The following is a 14,913-nucleotide window of genomic DNA, read 5'->3' as shown; positions in this document are numbered from 1 at the left end:
TTTTTTGTGTACAGAAATGTTACAAATAAAAAAATTTTAATTTATAAGAGTTCTAAGTAATGGATAACTTTGATTATATTATAATTGGTGCTGGATCAGCTGGATGTGTTCTTGCTAACAGAATTTCATCTAATCCTAAAAATAAAGTCTTACTTTTAGAAGCTGGAGGTAAAGATACTAATCCGTGGATACATATTCCTGGAGGGTATTTTAAAACAATGCATAATCCTGAGACAGATTGGTGTTTTAACACAGAGGAAGAGCCTTTCTGCGACAATCGAAAGATGACTTACCCAAGGGGAAAAACACTTGGAGGAAGTTCTTCTATTAATGGAATGCTTTATATTCGAGGGCAATCAAATGATTATAATTATTGGAGACAATTAGGAAATGTAGGATGGTCATGGGATGATGTTCTACCTTATTTTAAAAAATCTGAAGATTTCCAATTTGGAAAAAATGAATTTCATGGCTCTGGTGGACCATTAAAAGTAGAAAAAATTAGATCTACATTCAAAGTTTTAGACTTATTTTTAGAAGCTGCAGAGGAATTTGGATATAAAAAAACTGATGATTTTAATAATGGCGATAATGAGGGAATGGGATATTTCCCTTTAACAGTAAAAAATGGTTTTAGATGTAGCACAGCAGTTGGTTATTTAAATCCTGTAAAAAATAGAAGTAATTTAAAAATTATAACTAAAGCTCATATCAAAAATATTGAATTTGAAAATAAGATTGCCAAAAAAGTCAATTTTTGGACTGGTGATAAATTAAATACTGTTGAGGCAAATAGTGAAATAATTTTAAGTGCTGGTACTATTGGATCTCCACATATTCTTCAAGCTTCAGGTTTGGGGCCAGCAAAATTATTAAAAGATAACGGTATTGAAGTATTAATGGAAAATAAAAATATAGGCCAAAACTTAACTGACCATCTAATGTTAAGACCAGTATATAAAATAAAAAATTTAGAAACTTTAAATGATATTTATTATAGCTTTACTAAAAAAATATTTACTGGATTAAAATTTTTCTTAACACGAACTGGTCCTCTTACAGTTGGTGCTAGTTATTTGTGTGGTTTTGTTAAGAGTGATCCACATTTAGAAACTCCTAACTTACAATTTCATGTTTCTCCTGCTAGTACAGATCTCTTAGGAAAATCATCTTTACACAAATTTCCTGCTTTTACACCAACCATTACAAATGTAAGACCTACTAGCAGAGGATCTATTGAACTTAAATCTTCAGATACAAGAATTCCTCCAAAGATTAAAATGAATTATCTTTCTACAGATGAAGATAGAGAAATAGCAGGAAAGTCTCTTAAAATAGTAAGAAAAATAGTTATGGAGTCCAAAGCCTATAAAAATTATGGACCAGAAGAACTAAGACCAGGTATAAATATTACTGACAATGAGCAGTTGGCTGTTGAAGCGGGAAAATATGCTAATACTATTTTTCATCCTGTCAGTACATGTAGGATGGGAAAAGATGAAAATGCTGTTGTGTCTGATCAATTAAAAGTTCATGGAATTAAAAACCTTAGAGTGATAGATGCATCTGTAATGCCCTATATTACTTCTGGAAATACTAATGCACCAACTATTATGATTGCAGAAAAAGGTTCTGACATGATACTACATCAGTAATGTTTGCAGAATTTTTTACACCTGAGCAAATAGCAATATTAACTCAAATTATTCTTATTGATTTAGTTTTAGCTGGAGACAATGCAATTATAATTGGAATGGTTGCATCTAAATTTCCACCAGAACAAAGAAAAAAAGTTATTTTCTGGGGAATTGGTGGTGCAGTTATTTTAAGAATTATTTTAACATTGCTTACCGCATATCTTTTACAAATTACAGGTTTGAGGTTAATAGGAGGATTGCTGCTCCTTTATATTGTTTACAAACTTTATGTGGACGTAATAAAAGGCTCTCAAACCGAAGAAGACATTAAAGTAGATAGCTCTAGTTTTTTAAAGGCTATTTGGACTGTTCTATTAGCTGATTTTACAATGAGTTTAGATAATGTTTTAGGTGTTGCTGGAGCAGCTGGTGAACATTATGGACTTCTTGTTTTTGGGTTAGTTTTATCAATTGTTTTAATGGCAACCGCAGCAACTTTAATTTCTGGATGGATTAAAAAATATAGATGGATAGCTTGGCTTGGATTATTAGCCATTTTAGTTGTAGCAGTTGAGTTGATTTACACAGATATTAAAATATTATTCTTTTAATGTATCTTCAAAAAATAAATCTTAAAAACAAATATGCTTTAGTTACTGGTGCAGGAAAAGGACTTGGAAGAGCGTGTTCAATTGCATTAGCTGAAGCAGGTGCAACAGTTATAGCTCTAAGTAGAACTCCTTCAGATTTAAATAAATTAGAAAAGGATATTAAAAAAGTTAAAGGTAAAATTATTAAAGTTTCGTGCGATGTAATGAATTATGAAGATTTAAAACAAAAATTAGAAAAAATTAAAATTATTGATGTGCTAGTAAACAATGCAGGGACTAATATTCCAGAGCCCTTTGAAAAAATTAAACAAAAGAGTATGAATTACCTAGTGGATTTAAATCTAAAAGCAGCATTTAACGTTGCACAGCTTGTTGTTAAAAAGATGATTAAAAATAAAAAAAGGCCTGGATCAATTATAAATATGTCATCTCAGCTTGGTCATGTAGGCATGGGTGGTAGAAATGTTTACAATATGACTAAATTTGGAATTGAAGGATTAACAAAAGGAATGGGTGTCGAATTAGCTAAAAAAAATATTAGAGTTAACACAGTTGCACCTACTTTTGTTGAAACGCCAATGGTTAAAAACTTTTTTAAAAATAAAAAATTTAAAAAATTAGCTCTTGGAAATATCCCAATGGGTAAAGCAGCTACAGAAAGTGATGTTGCCACAACAGTATGCTTTTTAGCATCATCAGCATCTTCAATGATTACAGGAACATCAATAATTATAGATGGTGGATGGACAGCTCAATAATTTATAGATTTTTTTTTGTTTTTTTAATTTTTATATCACCAGTAAACGCTATTGAATTCCAAGGTAAATTTCTACAAGGTCATTTTATATTAGGTAAAACTGACCCTAATGCTAAAATTTTGGTTGGAAAAAAAAAGGTTAAAGTATCAAAAGATGGTTTTTTTGTTTTTGGTATAGATCGAGATCAAAAATACGACCTAACATTTACAAAAATTATTAATGGAAAAAAATCAATAATTACAAAAAAGGTTTTAAAGAGGAAATATAATATACAAAGAATAGATGGTCTGGCAGAAAGTAAAGTCACCCCACCTGAGTCTGTTTATAAAAGAATTAAAAAAGAAAATAATGCAATTGGAGAAGCAAGAGCAATTAATTCAGATCTACAATTTTTTAAAGAAAAATTTATCATGCCAGTTGAAGGAATAATCAGTGGTGTTTATGGTAGTCAAAGAATTTTAAATGGTAAACCAAGATGGCCTCACTATGGAATAGATATTGCAGCTAAACAAGGAACGATGATTAAATCTTCTGGTTCGGGTGTAGTTACTATGGCTGAAGATGATTTATATTATACTGGTGGCACAGTTATAATGGATCATGGTCATGGGATATCCACAATATATTCTCATTTAGAAAATGTACTAGTCTCAGTTGGTGATCAAATTAATCAAGGAGATGTTATAGGAACTGTAGGATCAACAGGAAGATCAACAGGACCACATTTGGATTTTAGAGTGAATTGGTTTCAAACGAGACTAGATCCCATGTCTGTTCTAAACTAAATCTCAGATTTTGCTCTTAAACGTTCATAAATCAATCTAGCTCTAACTCCTAAACTTAAAATTGGATCTGGAGGAAGCCAAGTGGGTTTATTTCTTGCTTCAATAATTTCTATCTCTTTCGTATTTTCATTACTTGCTTTAATTGCAATTTGCTCTCCAAATAAAGTGCCAACTCCAATACCAGAGCCATTATAACAACCTGCAACAAATATATTATCATCTATTTTTTCAAAAATTTGAGAACTATTTCTTGTTCGTGAAACAATACCTGACCAAGAAGATTGGATAATATCATCCGGTAATTCTGGAAATCTTTTTTTAATTCCAATCTTTTGTTTAAATGATCTTTTAGTTAATTCAGATTTAGACATTTGATAAGGATTAAAAACTTCTGCAGTATTTCTAATTAAAATTCTTCTATCTCTAGTCATCCTGATAGTAGCTCCCATTGGTCTAACAGGTAATACACCCCACTCTTTTGGTTCACCAATAGATGCAAACTCTTCTTTAGTTAAAGATCTAGTCATGCTTGCTGTTAAAGTAATTGGAAAATTATAATTTGATTTTATTCCTAATGACTTCAGAAAACCATTTGTAGCAAAAATAATCTTTTTAGTTTTAATTGAACCATTTTTAAATTTACAAATGACTGTACTATTTTTCTTTTTCCAATTTAATAATGAAGAATTTTCATAAAGATTTACATTTTCAGGTAATGTGTCAATCATAGCTCTAACCAATTTACCTGGATGCAATAAAATCCCTCCCTTTGTATGAAGAGCAATATTGTAAAAATTGGTACCCAATCTTTTTTTAAGTTCTTTATTTGATAGCAAATTATGTTCGAAACCTAATTTTGAGAGGGTATCTGAAAAATTTTCTAATATTTTTCTATCTTCTTGCTTTGATGATGCAAAATATTTTCCACATTCATTCCAATCACAGTCTACCTGATATTCTTTAATAAATTTTTTAATAACATCTATTCCCAATTTATAGATATCTGCTTTTTTTTTATAATTATCAAATTCTTTATTAGAGTTAAAACCATCATTAAGTGTTGTATCCACTAAGTACCCTGAGTTTCTTGAGCTAGCACCCTCTCCTGCTAATTGAGCATCAACTAATAATATTTTTTGATTTGGGTAAAGTTGACCTAATTTTCTTGCTGCAGATAATCCCGTATAACCTGCTCCTACAATTAACCATTCACATTCTATATCAGATGAAAGTGTTACAATATTATTTCTTGGACTTAAATCATTAACCCAACTACAGCTATTATCGTTCAATACTTCCATGAAAGAAGATTACGATAATTGGTTGTAATTTAAAAGATTTTAAGAATTTAAAGAAGGCTGCTTTTTCATATCCTCTTTTTTAATGCCAGCTACTCTTACTGGTTTTTTCATAGCATCTCTTCTAAATGGTTCTCCAAGCTCTTGATTAAGAATTACCTCAATAAATGTTGTAATACCTTTCTTCTGATCCTCACAAGATTGCTTGATTGCATTTGTTGTTTCTTCCATTGTTCTAACAGTTATACCTTTTAAGCCACATGCATCAGCAACTTTAGCATAACTTAATTCTGGATCTAATTCTGTACCAACAAAGTTATTATCAAACCAAAGTGTCGTATTTCTTTTTTCCGCACCCCATTGATAATTTCTGAAAATAACCATTGTTATTGCAGGCCACTCTTCCCTTGCACATGAGCTCATTTCGTTCATGCTTATTCCAAAAGCACCATCACCAGCAAATCCAATAACAGGAGTATTTGGACAACCAATTTTTGCTCCTAATATTGATGGGAAACCATAACCGCAAGGACCAAATAAACCTGGTGCTAGATATTTTCTTGGTTTTTCAAATGTTGGGTAAGCATTACCTATCGCACAATTGTTTCCAATATCACTTGATATAATTACATCGTCAGGCATTCCTGCTTGAATTGCTCTCCAAGCTTGTCTTGGTGACATTCTATCTGCATCTCTTTCTCTTGCTTCTTTGTTCCAGACTGTTCCCTCATCATCATCTTCATGATCTAAACTTGAAAGCTTTTGTAACCAAGCTGATTTAGTTTGATGAATTAAGTCTTTTCTAGCTTGTCTGTCAGTGTCACCAGCATTTGAAGATAATTTTTCAAAAATTTGTTCAGCAACTAATTTTGCATCACCGCTTATTCCCACAGTAACTTTTTTAGTCAAACCAATTCTGTCGGGATTAATATCAACTTGAATGATGTTTGCATTTTTTGGCCAATAATCAATTCCATAACCAGGCAACGTCGAAAATGGATTTAATCTAGTTCCCAAAGCTAGCACTACGTCAGCTTTTGAAATTAATTCCATTGCAGCTTTTGATCCATTATATCCTAAAGGACCAACTGCTAAAGGATGGCTCCCTGGGAAACTGTCATTATGTTGATAACCTGAACAAACAGGTGAATCTAATTTTTCTGCAAGTTTTTTTGTAGCTTCTATAGCTCCTCCAATAACGACACCTGCTCCTGATAAAATTACTGGAAACTTTGCTTTAGATAGTAAGTCAGCTGCTTTAGCTACAGCATCATTTCCTCCCCCTTGTCTTTCAAGTCTTACAATTGGAGGAAGATCGATATCAATAACTTGACACCAATAATCTCTTGGAACATTAATTTGTGCTGGAGCTGATCCTCTTATTGCTTTTTCTATAACTCTATTTAGTACTTCAGCCATTCTTGATGGGTCTCTTACTTCTTCTTGATAACAAACCATGTCTTTGAATAAATTCATTTGCTCTACTTCTTGAAATCCACCTTGCCCCATTGTCTTGTTTGCTGCTTGCGGTGTAACTAATAAAAGAGGAGTATGATTCCAATAAGCTGTTTTGATTGGTGTAACTAATCCAGTAATTCCAGGTCCGTTCTGAGCAATAACCATTGACATTTTACCAGTAGCTCTGGTGTAACCATCAGCAATTAAGCCACCGTTTGTTTCATGAGCAACATCCCAGAAAGTAATACCTGCATCTGGAAAAATATCTGAAATTGGCATAAAGGCTGAACCGATAATTCCGAATGCATGTTCGATACCATGCATTTGTAAAACTTTTACAAAAGCTTCCTCTGTTGTCATTTTAGTCATAAAACTAGAACCTCTCTAAAGTGTAATTACACTATTTATAAAATTCATTTGTTAATTTGTGCGATTAATATATAAGTTTTTACGAATTTCAAACAAACAAATCGACACGATATGGCAACAGATATAATCATACATGATAAAATAGACAACGTGGGAGTAGTTGTTATAGAAAAAATCACTCCCAAACAAGACTGTGCCTGCTGGATAATGGAAGACGACAGTTCAACAAATATTCAATCCCTAGACGAAATACCTTTAGGTCACAAAATCGCTATGGTTGACCTTAATGAGGGTGATACAATTTTAAAATATGGTCATGATATTGGCAAAGTTGTTAAGTCTATTAAAAAAGGTGAACACGTTCACGTTCACAATGTAAAAACAAAGAAGTGGTAATAGTATGGAAGTCCCAAAGAGCTTTTTAGGTTATAAAAGAGAAAACGGCAGAGCCGGAACAAGAAATCATGTAATTATTTTGCCAGTTGATGATATTTCAAACGCATGTGCAGAGGCAGTTGCTAATAATATTAAAGGCACAATCGCTCTTCCTCATTCTTATGGAAGACTTCAGTTTGGTGCAGATTTAGAGCTTCATTTTAGAACAATGATAGGAACTGGATGTAATCCAAACGTTGCAGCAGTAATAGTCATTGGTATTGAACCGAAATGGACAAAAAAAATTGTAGATGGAATTGCTAAAACTGGAAAACCAGTTGAAGGATTTCATATTGAGCGTACAGGAGATATTGGTACGACAATGAAAGCATCAAAAAAAGCACAAGAATTTGTGATGTGGGCTTCAGAAAAACAAAGAGAAGAGTGTCCTTTAAGTGATTTATGGATCTCAGTTAAGTGTGGAGAGTCTGATACTACATCGGGACTAGCTGCAAACCCAACTGTTGGAAACTTAATGGATAAACTTGAACCATTAGGTGTTCACTTGTGTTTTGGTGAAACATCCGAATTAACTGGTGCAGAACAAGTTTGTGCCACTAGAGGAGCTACAAAAGAAGCTTCTGAGAAATTTATGAAAACATGGAGCTCTTATAATGATTTTATTTTAAAAGAAGCAACAGACGATCTTTCTGAGAGTCAACCAACAGCAGGGAATATAGCTGGTGGACTTACAACAATTGAGGAAAAAGCTTTTGGTAATTTTCAAAAAATTGGAAATTGTAAATTTATTGATGTTCTTGAACCAGCTCAGGAACCAACTAAGGGAAAAGGTTTATATTTTATGGACACATCATCTGCTGCTGCTGAATGTGTAACACTTCAAGCTGCTGCTGGTTTTAATATTCATTTATTTCCAACTGGACAAGGTAATATTGTTGGAAATCCAATTGAACCTGTTGTTAAATTAACAGCTAATCCATTGACTGTAAAAGGTATGGGAGAGCACATTGATTGTGATGTTTCAAAAATTCTTTCAAGAGAAATGAATTTATCTGAAGCAGGTGATGAATTAATTAAAACGACACTTAGAGTAGCTAACGGTAGATTAACTTGTGCTGAAGCTTTAGGTCATAAAGAATTTGTTATGACTAAACTTTACAGAAGTGCTTAATTAATTTAGTATTTAATGAAATTTAAGAAATACCTGGTTGTACTACCGGGTATTATATTGGCATTCGTTCTTTACACTTTATCTCAAGGTTTCAATAATATTCTTGGTATTGAGTTATTAGGCTATGAAAAAAGCCCAATATCTACTGCAATGATTGCTATTTTATTAGGGATGTTTTTCGGAAATGTTTTTCAAATAAGAGAAAGTTTTTTAAGAGGACTAGATTTTACACAAAAATATATTCTTAAACTGGGTATTATTTGCTTAGGTATTCAATTGAAGCCATTTGAATTTTTAGAATTTGGAACAATAGCAATTCCATTAATTATAATCTGTATAATCAGTGTGTTAATTGTAATCAAACTTCTTATTAAAAAATTAAAAATACCAACAAGAATGGCTTATCTAATATCTATAGGCAGTACTGTTTGTGGTACTACTGCAATTATGGCTACTGCCCCTGTCATTGGTGCAAAAAAAAACGAGGTGTCGTATGCAATTGCTAATATTACATTGTTTGGAATACTTTCGATGCTTATTTATCCTTATTTTGCAAACTTTTATTTTGAAAGTGAGCCATTATTAATAGGATTATTTCTGGGAACATCTATTCATGAAACCTCTCAAGTTGCAGCTGCAGGATTAATTTATGACCAGCAGTTTAATAGTCCTGAAACTCTAAATATCGCAACAGTAACGAAATTAATAAGGAATACCTTTTTGATTATCATGATCCCTTTATTTGCATTTCTTTATAATCGGGGAAAAACTACAGAAAAGAAATACTCAATAATAGATATTTTTCCTTACTTTGTATTAGGTTTTGTAGCTATGATAATAATTAGAAATTTAGGTGATCTAATGTACTTAAATAATTACAAATGGTTAGTTACAATTGAGGGTATTCAATTGTCATCAAAAATATTTTTAACAATGGCAATGGCAGCAATAGGTCTTTCTACTAACTTAAAAGAAATTAAAAATATGGGTTATAAACCATTTGTTGTTGGTTTTATAGGCATGGCAACTGTCGGAATAGTTTGTATTACAACTATAGAATTATATTTGATTTATTTTAACTAGGTTTTAACTGCTAAATTTTTTCTAAGATTCGAAATAAATCTTCTTATGAATGCCGCTCCAACTCCTAAAATTATTGCAAACATAATTGTAAATAATCCGTAAAAGAAAGGCATCTCATTTGAAAAATCAATTATAAATTGAGAAAAGATATTTAAATTTGCACTGGTTGCTTTAGCGGAACCGTTAATAATTTGATCTGCAAAAAATGTATCGTATGCAATAGCTATACCCACAATCAATAACAAAATTGCTAATAAAGCTCGTAAACCAGAACTGTCTATTTTTTCTCCTAATTTCTGCCCAACTTGAACTCCTATAATTGAGCCAACAACTAGCATTAGAACTAATAATAAATCTATTGATCCATAATTAAACGAGTGAAGAAAAGTAACAACCACGCTTACAAAGATTGTTACAAATAAAGATGTGCCAGGAACCAACTTGGTAGGCATCTTAATTATATAAATCATCGCTGGGACTAAAATAAATGCTCCACCAATTCCCATAATAGCAGCAATAAAACCAACTAATAGTCCAATTATTATTGGGGTAAAAATACTCTCATATAATTTAGATTTTGGAAATCTCATTCTTAATGGAAGACCATGTATCCAATAATGTACATGTAATTTTTTTTTAACTGTAATATTTCTTTTTGCTTTATCTATCTCACCTAAACTTTCGACCAACATTAAAGTTCCAATTATTGCTAGTATGTACATGTACGCTAAAGATATAACAGTATCAATTTTTCCAATTCCCTTGAAATAAGTAAAAATATAAATACCTAATGAAGTCCCAATTACACCACCAACAACAATAATAGATCCCATTTTATAATCTAAAGTGTTTTTTAAATAATGTGTGGTGGATCCTGAAACTGATGTGGCTAAAATATTATTTGCTTCATTAGCAACTGCATATGCAGGAGGTATTCCTAAAAAAATTAAGAAAGGTGTCATCAAAAACCCACCACCAACACCAAATAAACCTGAAAGCACTCCAACAATCGCACTTAATAAAAGTATCTCGATAGGGTTAACAAAAACTTGAGCTATCGGTAAAAATACTTCCATAAAAAATTTAAAAGTTGTTAAAAAACAACTTAGTTAAAAGTGATAAAAGTTCCAACTAAAATCACTCCCCAGTAAGCTGTTAAGCTTGCTATAATACCTGCCTTTATAAATGTAGTTTTAAAATTTGAGAGTTTATTGATAATTTTTACGTTAGAAAGCAACATTAAATTCGTCAATACACCCACAACGAAATTTGTCAAACAATTATTTATTATTAAGCAATTTTTTTTGCCTAGTAGATTGTAGCCCCAAAAACTTTAATTGTATCGTCCTCAACTCCTAAAACTAATCTTCCAAGAAACTCTCCTGGGATCTCTTTATTTGTCTGCTTTATTAAAACAGTTATATGATCTCCTCTTCTAAGGCATCCAAAAGGTTCAAAAGTCTCTTTAAGATTAGTGATTAGCTTGTTATTAGCCCACTGTTTTCCAAGTTCTACCTCATTAGCCCCAAAAAGCATTTGAGTAGAAAAATCTTTGGTAAATCCACCATAATCTTTGAGATTAGATGATCTAACCAAATTATCCCAAATAGGTTTGGCTAATTCATATATTTCATTATCTGTTTTAGATAAAATATCCATATAATTTAATTAGATTTTCTACTACGAAGCTTTTTTCTTCTCGTTCTCATCCACTATGTGGTAAACAGGAACTTTTTCCATACTAAATTTGCCAGTTTTTGGATCTCTTCTAGAAACTGTTAAGCAATGCCAATTATCATCATCAAGTTTCATATGATCACCTCTATAGTAATATCCAGGCCATCTAGTTTCTTCTCTAAACATAGTATGTTCTGTTACGCACTGAGATGTCAAAGCTCTGTGTTTAAGCTCCCATGCCCTCATAAGCTGGTGATAATCCTCAGCTCCCACGTTTTCAAGATCTTCCTCAAGCCAAGCTAACAATTCTAATCCTCTTTTTAGCATATTAGCATTAGTCATATAGTTTGTAGCTATTCCACCTACATATTCATCCATTATTCTTTGTAAACGTTGTAAGCCTTGAATAGGTGAGATATAGCTTGGAGATACAGTTCCTCCTGTAATCTCATTTTGAGCTACTGTGTAATTTTCTAAAGGTTTGTAAACTTTAACTTTGAAATCTTCACATTGTTTATCTGATACTTTTAAACCCTCAGCTTTTTTGTCTTCAATATATTTTACTGCTGCTTTTGCTGCTAATCTACCCTCTGTAAATGAGCCTGAAGAAAATTTGTGAGCACTACCACCTACAGTATCACCTGCTCCAAATAATCCATCAATTGTTAACATTCTATTATATCCCCAGAAATACTCCGGTGGAGACAAATCTTCTGGTCCACTTACCCAAGCTCCAGAACAAGTAGCATGAGAACCCATTACGTATGGTTCAGACGTTGTTAATTCAGGATTTGTATATTTCGGGTCAATATTTTGAGATGCCCAAACAACAGCTTGACCTACTGTCATTCCTAAGAAATTCTCCCAACCAACAGTTTCTAAATGTGGGTCTTGAAAAGCCTCAGTAGTAACCATATGGATCGGTCCACCACCTGCTATTGTTTCTTGAATAAAAGCATGATTTCTTAAACACGTAGGTGTTGGATGGTGATCTATATATTCACCTACTAATTCCTTAGTCTGGTCGTACCATTTCTTCTCGTAGTTTTCACCGTTTGCATTTTGTGTATATGTTTTTAAATGTAAGAAATAAGCTCCAACAGGTCCATATCCATCTTTAAATCTACATAATACAATTCTATTTTCCATTTGAGTCATTTTAGCACCAGCTGCGATTGGTAATGCGTATGCAGAACCATTACTCCAAGGAGCATACCAAGTTCTTCCCATACCTTCTCCAACAGCTCTAGGCTTAAATATGTGTGAAGCTCCTCCTGCTGCAACAATTACAGCCTTTGCTCTAAATACATGGAAATCACCTGTTCTCATATTAAAGCCAACAGCACCACCCACTCTATTCTCTTGAGCCTCATCCATTAAAAGGTGAGTAATCATAATTCTATTATAAATTTTATCCGCAGATTTTTTTGCTGCTTCTGCAACAATTGGTTTATAACTTTCACCGTGGATCATTATTTGCCACTTACCTTCTCTTAAATATCTTCCGGTCTCTTCATTTTTCATCATAGGAAGACCCCACTCATCAAACATATGAACAGTTGAGTCTACATGACGAGCCATGTCAAATCCTAAATCTTCTCTAACCATTCCCATCAAATCATTTCTTGCGTATCTGACATGATCTTCAGGTTGATTTTCGCCCCACTGCATACCCATATAACAGTTAATTGCGTAAAGACCTTGAGCCACTGCCCCACTTCTATCTATGTTTGCTTTTTCAACACAAACAATTTTCATATCTCTGCCCCAGTGCCTTGCTTCGAAAGTTGCACCTGTACCAGCCATACCTCCACCAACAACTAGTACATCGCAGTCTTCATAATGAGTTTTATGCTTAGCCATTAGTAATAAACTCCTTTTTTAAAAGACTCTTTTGGAACTGCAGGGAGTTCACCATCGATGTTTAGTCCTTCAGGTTCACTGTAAAGTCTTTGTGAGTTTAATTCTCCTTGTTTAATTTTTTCACCGTCTGCAAGTTTAGGAATAAATTTTCCCCATGGTTTTGTTGTTATAGGCGAAACAAAGTCTTTTGTTGTTCCATTTCTAAATTTAATTTTCCAAGAAATAGTTCCTTTTTCTTCTTCACGTCTTACTCTAACACTATGTCCCATTGGAGCAAAATCTGCATAACCTCTTACGTCAATCGCATGATTTGGGCATGCTTTTACACATGAATAACATTCCCAACAAAAATTAGGTTCTATATTTTTCGCACGTCTAATGTTTTCATCAATGTGCATTATATCAGATGGACAAATATCTACGCAGTGACCACATCCATCACATCTAGTCATATATACAAAAGTTGACATAATTTATTTTCTTTCCTTTTTTGATATCATATTAATAATGTTTTGGCTCTTCTCTTTTTATTCCTAGGCCAAATTGCTCAGGGGCATCTGCAGGAGGTGGTAAATTATCTCTAGAACCGTCTGCTTCAGCTAAATTTTTTTGTATTGCTGCTCCAGGCTTGTAGAACATATGAGCAAATTTTGACCAATAAACTCCACCAAATAAAACTAAATTTGAAACTACAAACAATGCAAAAAATAAGAATGACAAACCCACTTGACCATTAAATTGAGTGTAAGACCAAGCTAGTCCAAAAGTTGAACATGCTAATAATGCTAAAACAAACAAATCAGCTTTAATAATTCTATACCAAGGGTGTGCTTCAGCAGAAACATCTACTCTTAAAAAAAACCAAAACCAAAACCCACCAACACATGTAAGTATTGCACCTATATGCCATAGCATTGACCACAATGTAGAAGAAGTTTTATCTACACCTGTGTAACAAAACACTAGCATTGTTGAAGCAATCCAAAAGATTATAGTTCCATACATACCGAGAACATGTGCCAATCTTCTTTTTCCAAAACCTAATTCTGATGTTGTTCCAATGTCATAAACAGTAGTCTTAGCAATAATTTTTGCCTTCTCGGCAGCTCCAACCTCTCTTGTTGCCTGCAATTTTGCTTTTTTCGCATTGTTAAAGAAATAAGTTAAATTTTTGTGATGTATCATCTGAATAATTGTTCCAATAGCTATTAAAAGTACCATTGCAATTATAAAACCTTGCATAACAACAGTAGGAACTACTTCTGATAATAACGAAAATGGATTTGTTTCAAGCATTTTACCCTTATGTTAAATTATTTTAAATAATTTTAAAGTTTTCTAGTCTAGTTAACTCATCATATCAACAAAAACTATGGATAAATTTGTCTTTAATAACAACTAAAAAAATATTTACTTTCTTTTGTAATGTTGTTTTTTTGGGATCACAGACCTAACACCTCCTTGCGGATTCTCCACATCTCCTTCTCTTCTGGGAATTAGATGAATATGACAATGCATAATTGATTGGCCTGCAGACTTTCCTGCATTTGTGCCTATATTAAAACCTTTAACACTAGAGTCTTTTTTTAAAATTTTTTCTTTAGTTTTTAAAATTAAATCGTTACAGGCCTGAATTTCTTCTTTAGTAAGCTCAAAGTATGTCTCTACATGTCTTTTAGGAACGATAAGACTATGAAATTCTGAAACTGGATAGCTATCTATGGATGAATAAGCCAATTGGTTTTCAAACTGAAGCTCTTCTTTTCTGATTTTACAAAATATACAAGGATTGTTTGGATCTTTCATA

Annotated in this window: 15 protein-coding genes; 7 read left to right on the top strand and 8 right to left on the bottom strand. The window is 32.6% G+C overall.

Annotated features, from left to right (window positions below):
* Positions 1-59 precede the first annotated feature (59 nt).
* Genes ACTT9X_RS02550 through ACTT9X_RS02535 form a run of 4 tightly spaced genes read left to right on the top strand, consistent with a single transcriptional unit; the run spans position 60 to position 3,791 of the window.
* On the top strand, positions 60-1,655 hold the full coding sequence (locus tag ACTT9X_RS02550; protein WP_440934132.1) for a GMC family oxidoreductase: 1,596 nt from the start codon (positions 60-62) through the stop codon (positions 1,653-1,655).
* Positions 1,655-2,248, top strand: a complete 594-nt coding sequence (locus ACTT9X_RS02545) for a TerC family protein (protein ID WP_440934131.1) — start codon at positions 1,655-1,657, stop codon at positions 2,246-2,248. The genes ACTT9X_RS02550 and ACTT9X_RS02545 overlap by 1 nt, the downstream gene beginning before the upstream one ends.
* Complete coding sequence (locus tag ACTT9X_RS02540; protein ID WP_440934130.1) at positions 2,248-3,006, top strand: SDR family NAD(P)-dependent oxidoreductase; 759 nt, start codon at positions 2,248-2,250, stop codon at positions 3,004-3,006. Before ACTT9X_RS02545 ends, ACTT9X_RS02540 begins: the two co-directional genes overlap by 1 nt.
* Complete coding sequence (locus ACTT9X_RS02535) at positions 2,991-3,791, top strand: M23 family metallopeptidase (RefSeq protein ID WP_440934129.1); 801 nt, start codon at positions 2,991-2,993, stop codon at positions 3,789-3,791. The genes ACTT9X_RS02540 and ACTT9X_RS02535 overlap by 16 nt, the downstream gene beginning before the upstream one ends.
* Here ACTT9X_RS02535 and ACTT9X_RS02530 read toward each other — a convergent pair.
* Positions 3,788-5,092 (bottom strand): NAD(P)/FAD-dependent oxidoreductase, encoded by a 1,305-nt coding sequence (locus tag ACTT9X_RS02530; RefSeq protein WP_440934128.1) that lies wholly within the window; start codon positions 5,090-5,092, stop codon positions 3,788-3,790. The genes ACTT9X_RS02535 and ACTT9X_RS02530 overlap by 4 nt on opposite strands.
* Before the next feature lie 39 nt (positions 5,093-5,131).
* On the bottom strand, positions 5,132-6,916 hold the full coding sequence (gene xsc, locus ACTT9X_RS02525) for a sulfoacetaldehyde acetyltransferase (RefSeq protein ID WP_440934127.1): 1,785 nt from the start codon (positions 6,914-6,916) through the stop codon (positions 5,132-5,134).
* 111 nt (positions 6,917-7,027) lie between these two features.
* Here xsc and ACTT9X_RS02520 point away from each other — a divergent pair, with 111 nt between their 5' ends.
* Genes ACTT9X_RS02520 through ACTT9X_RS02510 form a run of 3 tightly spaced genes read left to right on the top strand, consistent with a single transcriptional unit; the run spans position 7,028 to position 9,566 of the window.
* Positions 7,028-7,312 (top strand): UxaA family hydrolase, encoded by a 285-nt coding sequence (locus tag ACTT9X_RS02520; protein ID WP_440934126.1) that lies wholly within the window; start codon positions 7,028-7,030, stop codon positions 7,310-7,312.
* Positions 7,313-7,316: 4 nt separating this feature from the next.
* On the top strand, positions 7,317-8,483 hold the full coding sequence (locus tag ACTT9X_RS02515; protein WP_440934125.1) for a UxaA family hydrolase: 1,167 nt from the start codon (positions 7,317-7,319) through the stop codon (positions 8,481-8,483).
* Positions 8,484-8,498: 15 nt separating this feature from the next.
* On the top strand, positions 8,499-9,566 hold the full coding sequence (locus tag ACTT9X_RS02510) for a YeiH family protein (RefSeq protein WP_440934124.1): 1,068 nt from the start codon (positions 8,499-8,501) through the stop codon (positions 9,564-9,566).
* Here ACTT9X_RS02510 and ACTT9X_RS02505 read toward each other — a convergent pair.
* From ACTT9X_RS02505 to ACTT9X_RS02480, 6 genes are all read right to left on the bottom strand, one after another.
* Complete coding sequence (locus ACTT9X_RS02505) at positions 9,563-10,642, bottom strand: TSUP family transporter (RefSeq protein WP_440934123.1); 1,080 nt, start codon at positions 10,640-10,642, stop codon at positions 9,563-9,565. The two genes, ACTT9X_RS02510 and ACTT9X_RS02505, sit on opposite strands and share 4 nt — an antisense overlap.
* Before the next feature lie 232 nt (positions 10,643-10,874).
* Positions 10,875-11,225, bottom strand: coding sequence for a hypothetical protein (locus tag ACTT9X_RS02500; RefSeq protein WP_440934122.1), 351 nt, complete (start codon positions 11,223-11,225; stop codon positions 10,875-10,877).
* 21 nt (positions 11,226-11,246) lie between these two features.
* Positions 11,247-13,106, bottom strand: a complete 1,860-nt coding sequence (aprA, locus tag ACTT9X_RS02495; RefSeq protein ID WP_440934121.1) for an adenylyl-sulfate reductase subunit alpha — start codon at positions 13,104-13,106, stop codon at positions 11,247-11,249.
* On the bottom strand, positions 13,106-13,576 hold the full coding sequence (aprB, locus tag ACTT9X_RS02490) for an adenylyl-sulfate reductase subunit beta (RefSeq protein WP_440934120.1): 471 nt from the start codon (positions 13,574-13,576) through the stop codon (positions 13,106-13,108). The genes aprA and aprB overlap by 1 nt, the downstream gene beginning before the upstream one ends.
* Before the next feature lie 31 nt (positions 13,577-13,607).
* Complete coding sequence (locus ACTT9X_RS02485) at positions 13,608-14,402, bottom strand: adenylyl-sulfate reductase (RefSeq protein ID WP_440934119.1); 795 nt, start codon at positions 14,400-14,402, stop codon at positions 13,608-13,610.
* A 114-nt stretch (positions 14,403-14,516) separates the two neighbouring features.
* Positions 14,517-14,912, bottom strand: coding sequence for an HIT family protein (locus ACTT9X_RS02480; protein WP_440934118.1), 396 nt, complete (start codon positions 14,910-14,912; stop codon positions 14,517-14,519).
* Position 14,913: the final 1 nt, after the last annotated feature.

The organism is Candidatus Pelagibacter sp. (genome assembly GCF_052049855.1).
In the GTDB taxonomy this organism is placed as follows: Bacteria; Pseudomonadota; Alphaproteobacteria; order Pelagibacterales; family Pelagibacteraceae; genus Pelagibacter.
The sequence above is the reverse complement of the archived record's forward strand: the minus strand, read 5'-3'. Positions and strand labels throughout refer to the sequence as shown.

Excerpts from the sequence above, each read along its gene's own strand:
- ACTT9X_RS02535 (WP_440934129.1), top strand. The coding sequence starts at position 2,991 with ATGGACAGCTCAATAATTTATAGATTTTTTTTTGTTTTTTTAATTTTT.
- aprB (WP_440934120.1), bottom strand. The coding sequence starts at position 13,576 with ATGTCAACTTTTGTATATATGACTAGATGTGATGGATGTGGTCACTGC.
- ACTT9X_RS02510 (WP_440934124.1), top strand. The coding sequence starts at position 8,499 with ATGAAATTTAAGAAATACCTGGTTGTACTACCGGGTATTATATTGGCA.
- ACTT9X_RS02480 (WP_440934118.1), bottom strand. The coding sequence starts at position 14,912 with ATGAAAGATCCAAACAATCCTTGTATATTTTGTAAAATCAGAAAAGAA.
- ACTT9X_RS02530 (WP_440934128.1), bottom strand. The coding sequence starts at position 5,092 with ATGGAAGTATTGAACGATAATAGCTGTAGTTGGGTTAATGATTTAAGT.
- ACTT9X_RS02520 (WP_440934126.1), top strand. The coding sequence starts at position 7,028 with ATGGCAACAGATATAATCATACATGATAAAATAGACAACGTGGGAGTA.
- ACTT9X_RS02505 (WP_440934123.1), bottom strand. The coding sequence starts at position 10,642 with ATGGAAGTATTTTTACCGATAGCTCAAGTTTTTGTTAACCCTATCGAG.
- ACTT9X_RS02500 (WP_440934122.1), bottom strand. The coding sequence starts at position 11,225 with ATGGATATTTTATCTAAAACAGATAATGAAATATATGAATTAGCCAAA.
- ACTT9X_RS02485 (WP_440934119.1), bottom strand. The coding sequence starts at position 14,402 with ATGCTTGAAACAAATCCATTTTCGTTATTATCAGAAGTAGTTCCTACT.
- ACTT9X_RS02545 (WP_440934131.1), top strand. The coding sequence starts at position 1,655 with ATGTTTGCAGAATTTTTTACACCTGAGCAAATAGCAATATTAACTCAA.
- ACTT9X_RS02550 (WP_440934132.1), top strand. The coding sequence starts at position 60 with ATGGATAACTTTGATTATATTATAATTGGTGCTGGATCAGCTGGATGT.
- ACTT9X_RS02540 (WP_440934130.1), top strand. The coding sequence starts at position 2,248 with ATGTATCTTCAAAAAATAAATCTTAAAAACAAATATGCTTTAGTTACT.
- aprA (WP_440934121.1), bottom strand. The coding sequence starts at position 13,106 with ATGGCTAAGCATAAAACTCATTATGAAGACTGCGATGTACTAGTTGTT.
- ACTT9X_RS02515 (WP_440934125.1), top strand. The coding sequence starts at position 7,317 with ATGGAAGTCCCAAAGAGCTTTTTAGGTTATAAAAGAGAAAACGGCAGA.
- xsc (WP_440934127.1), bottom strand. The coding sequence starts at position 6,916 with ATGACTAAAATGACAACAGAGGAAGCTTTTGTAAAAGTTTTACAAATG.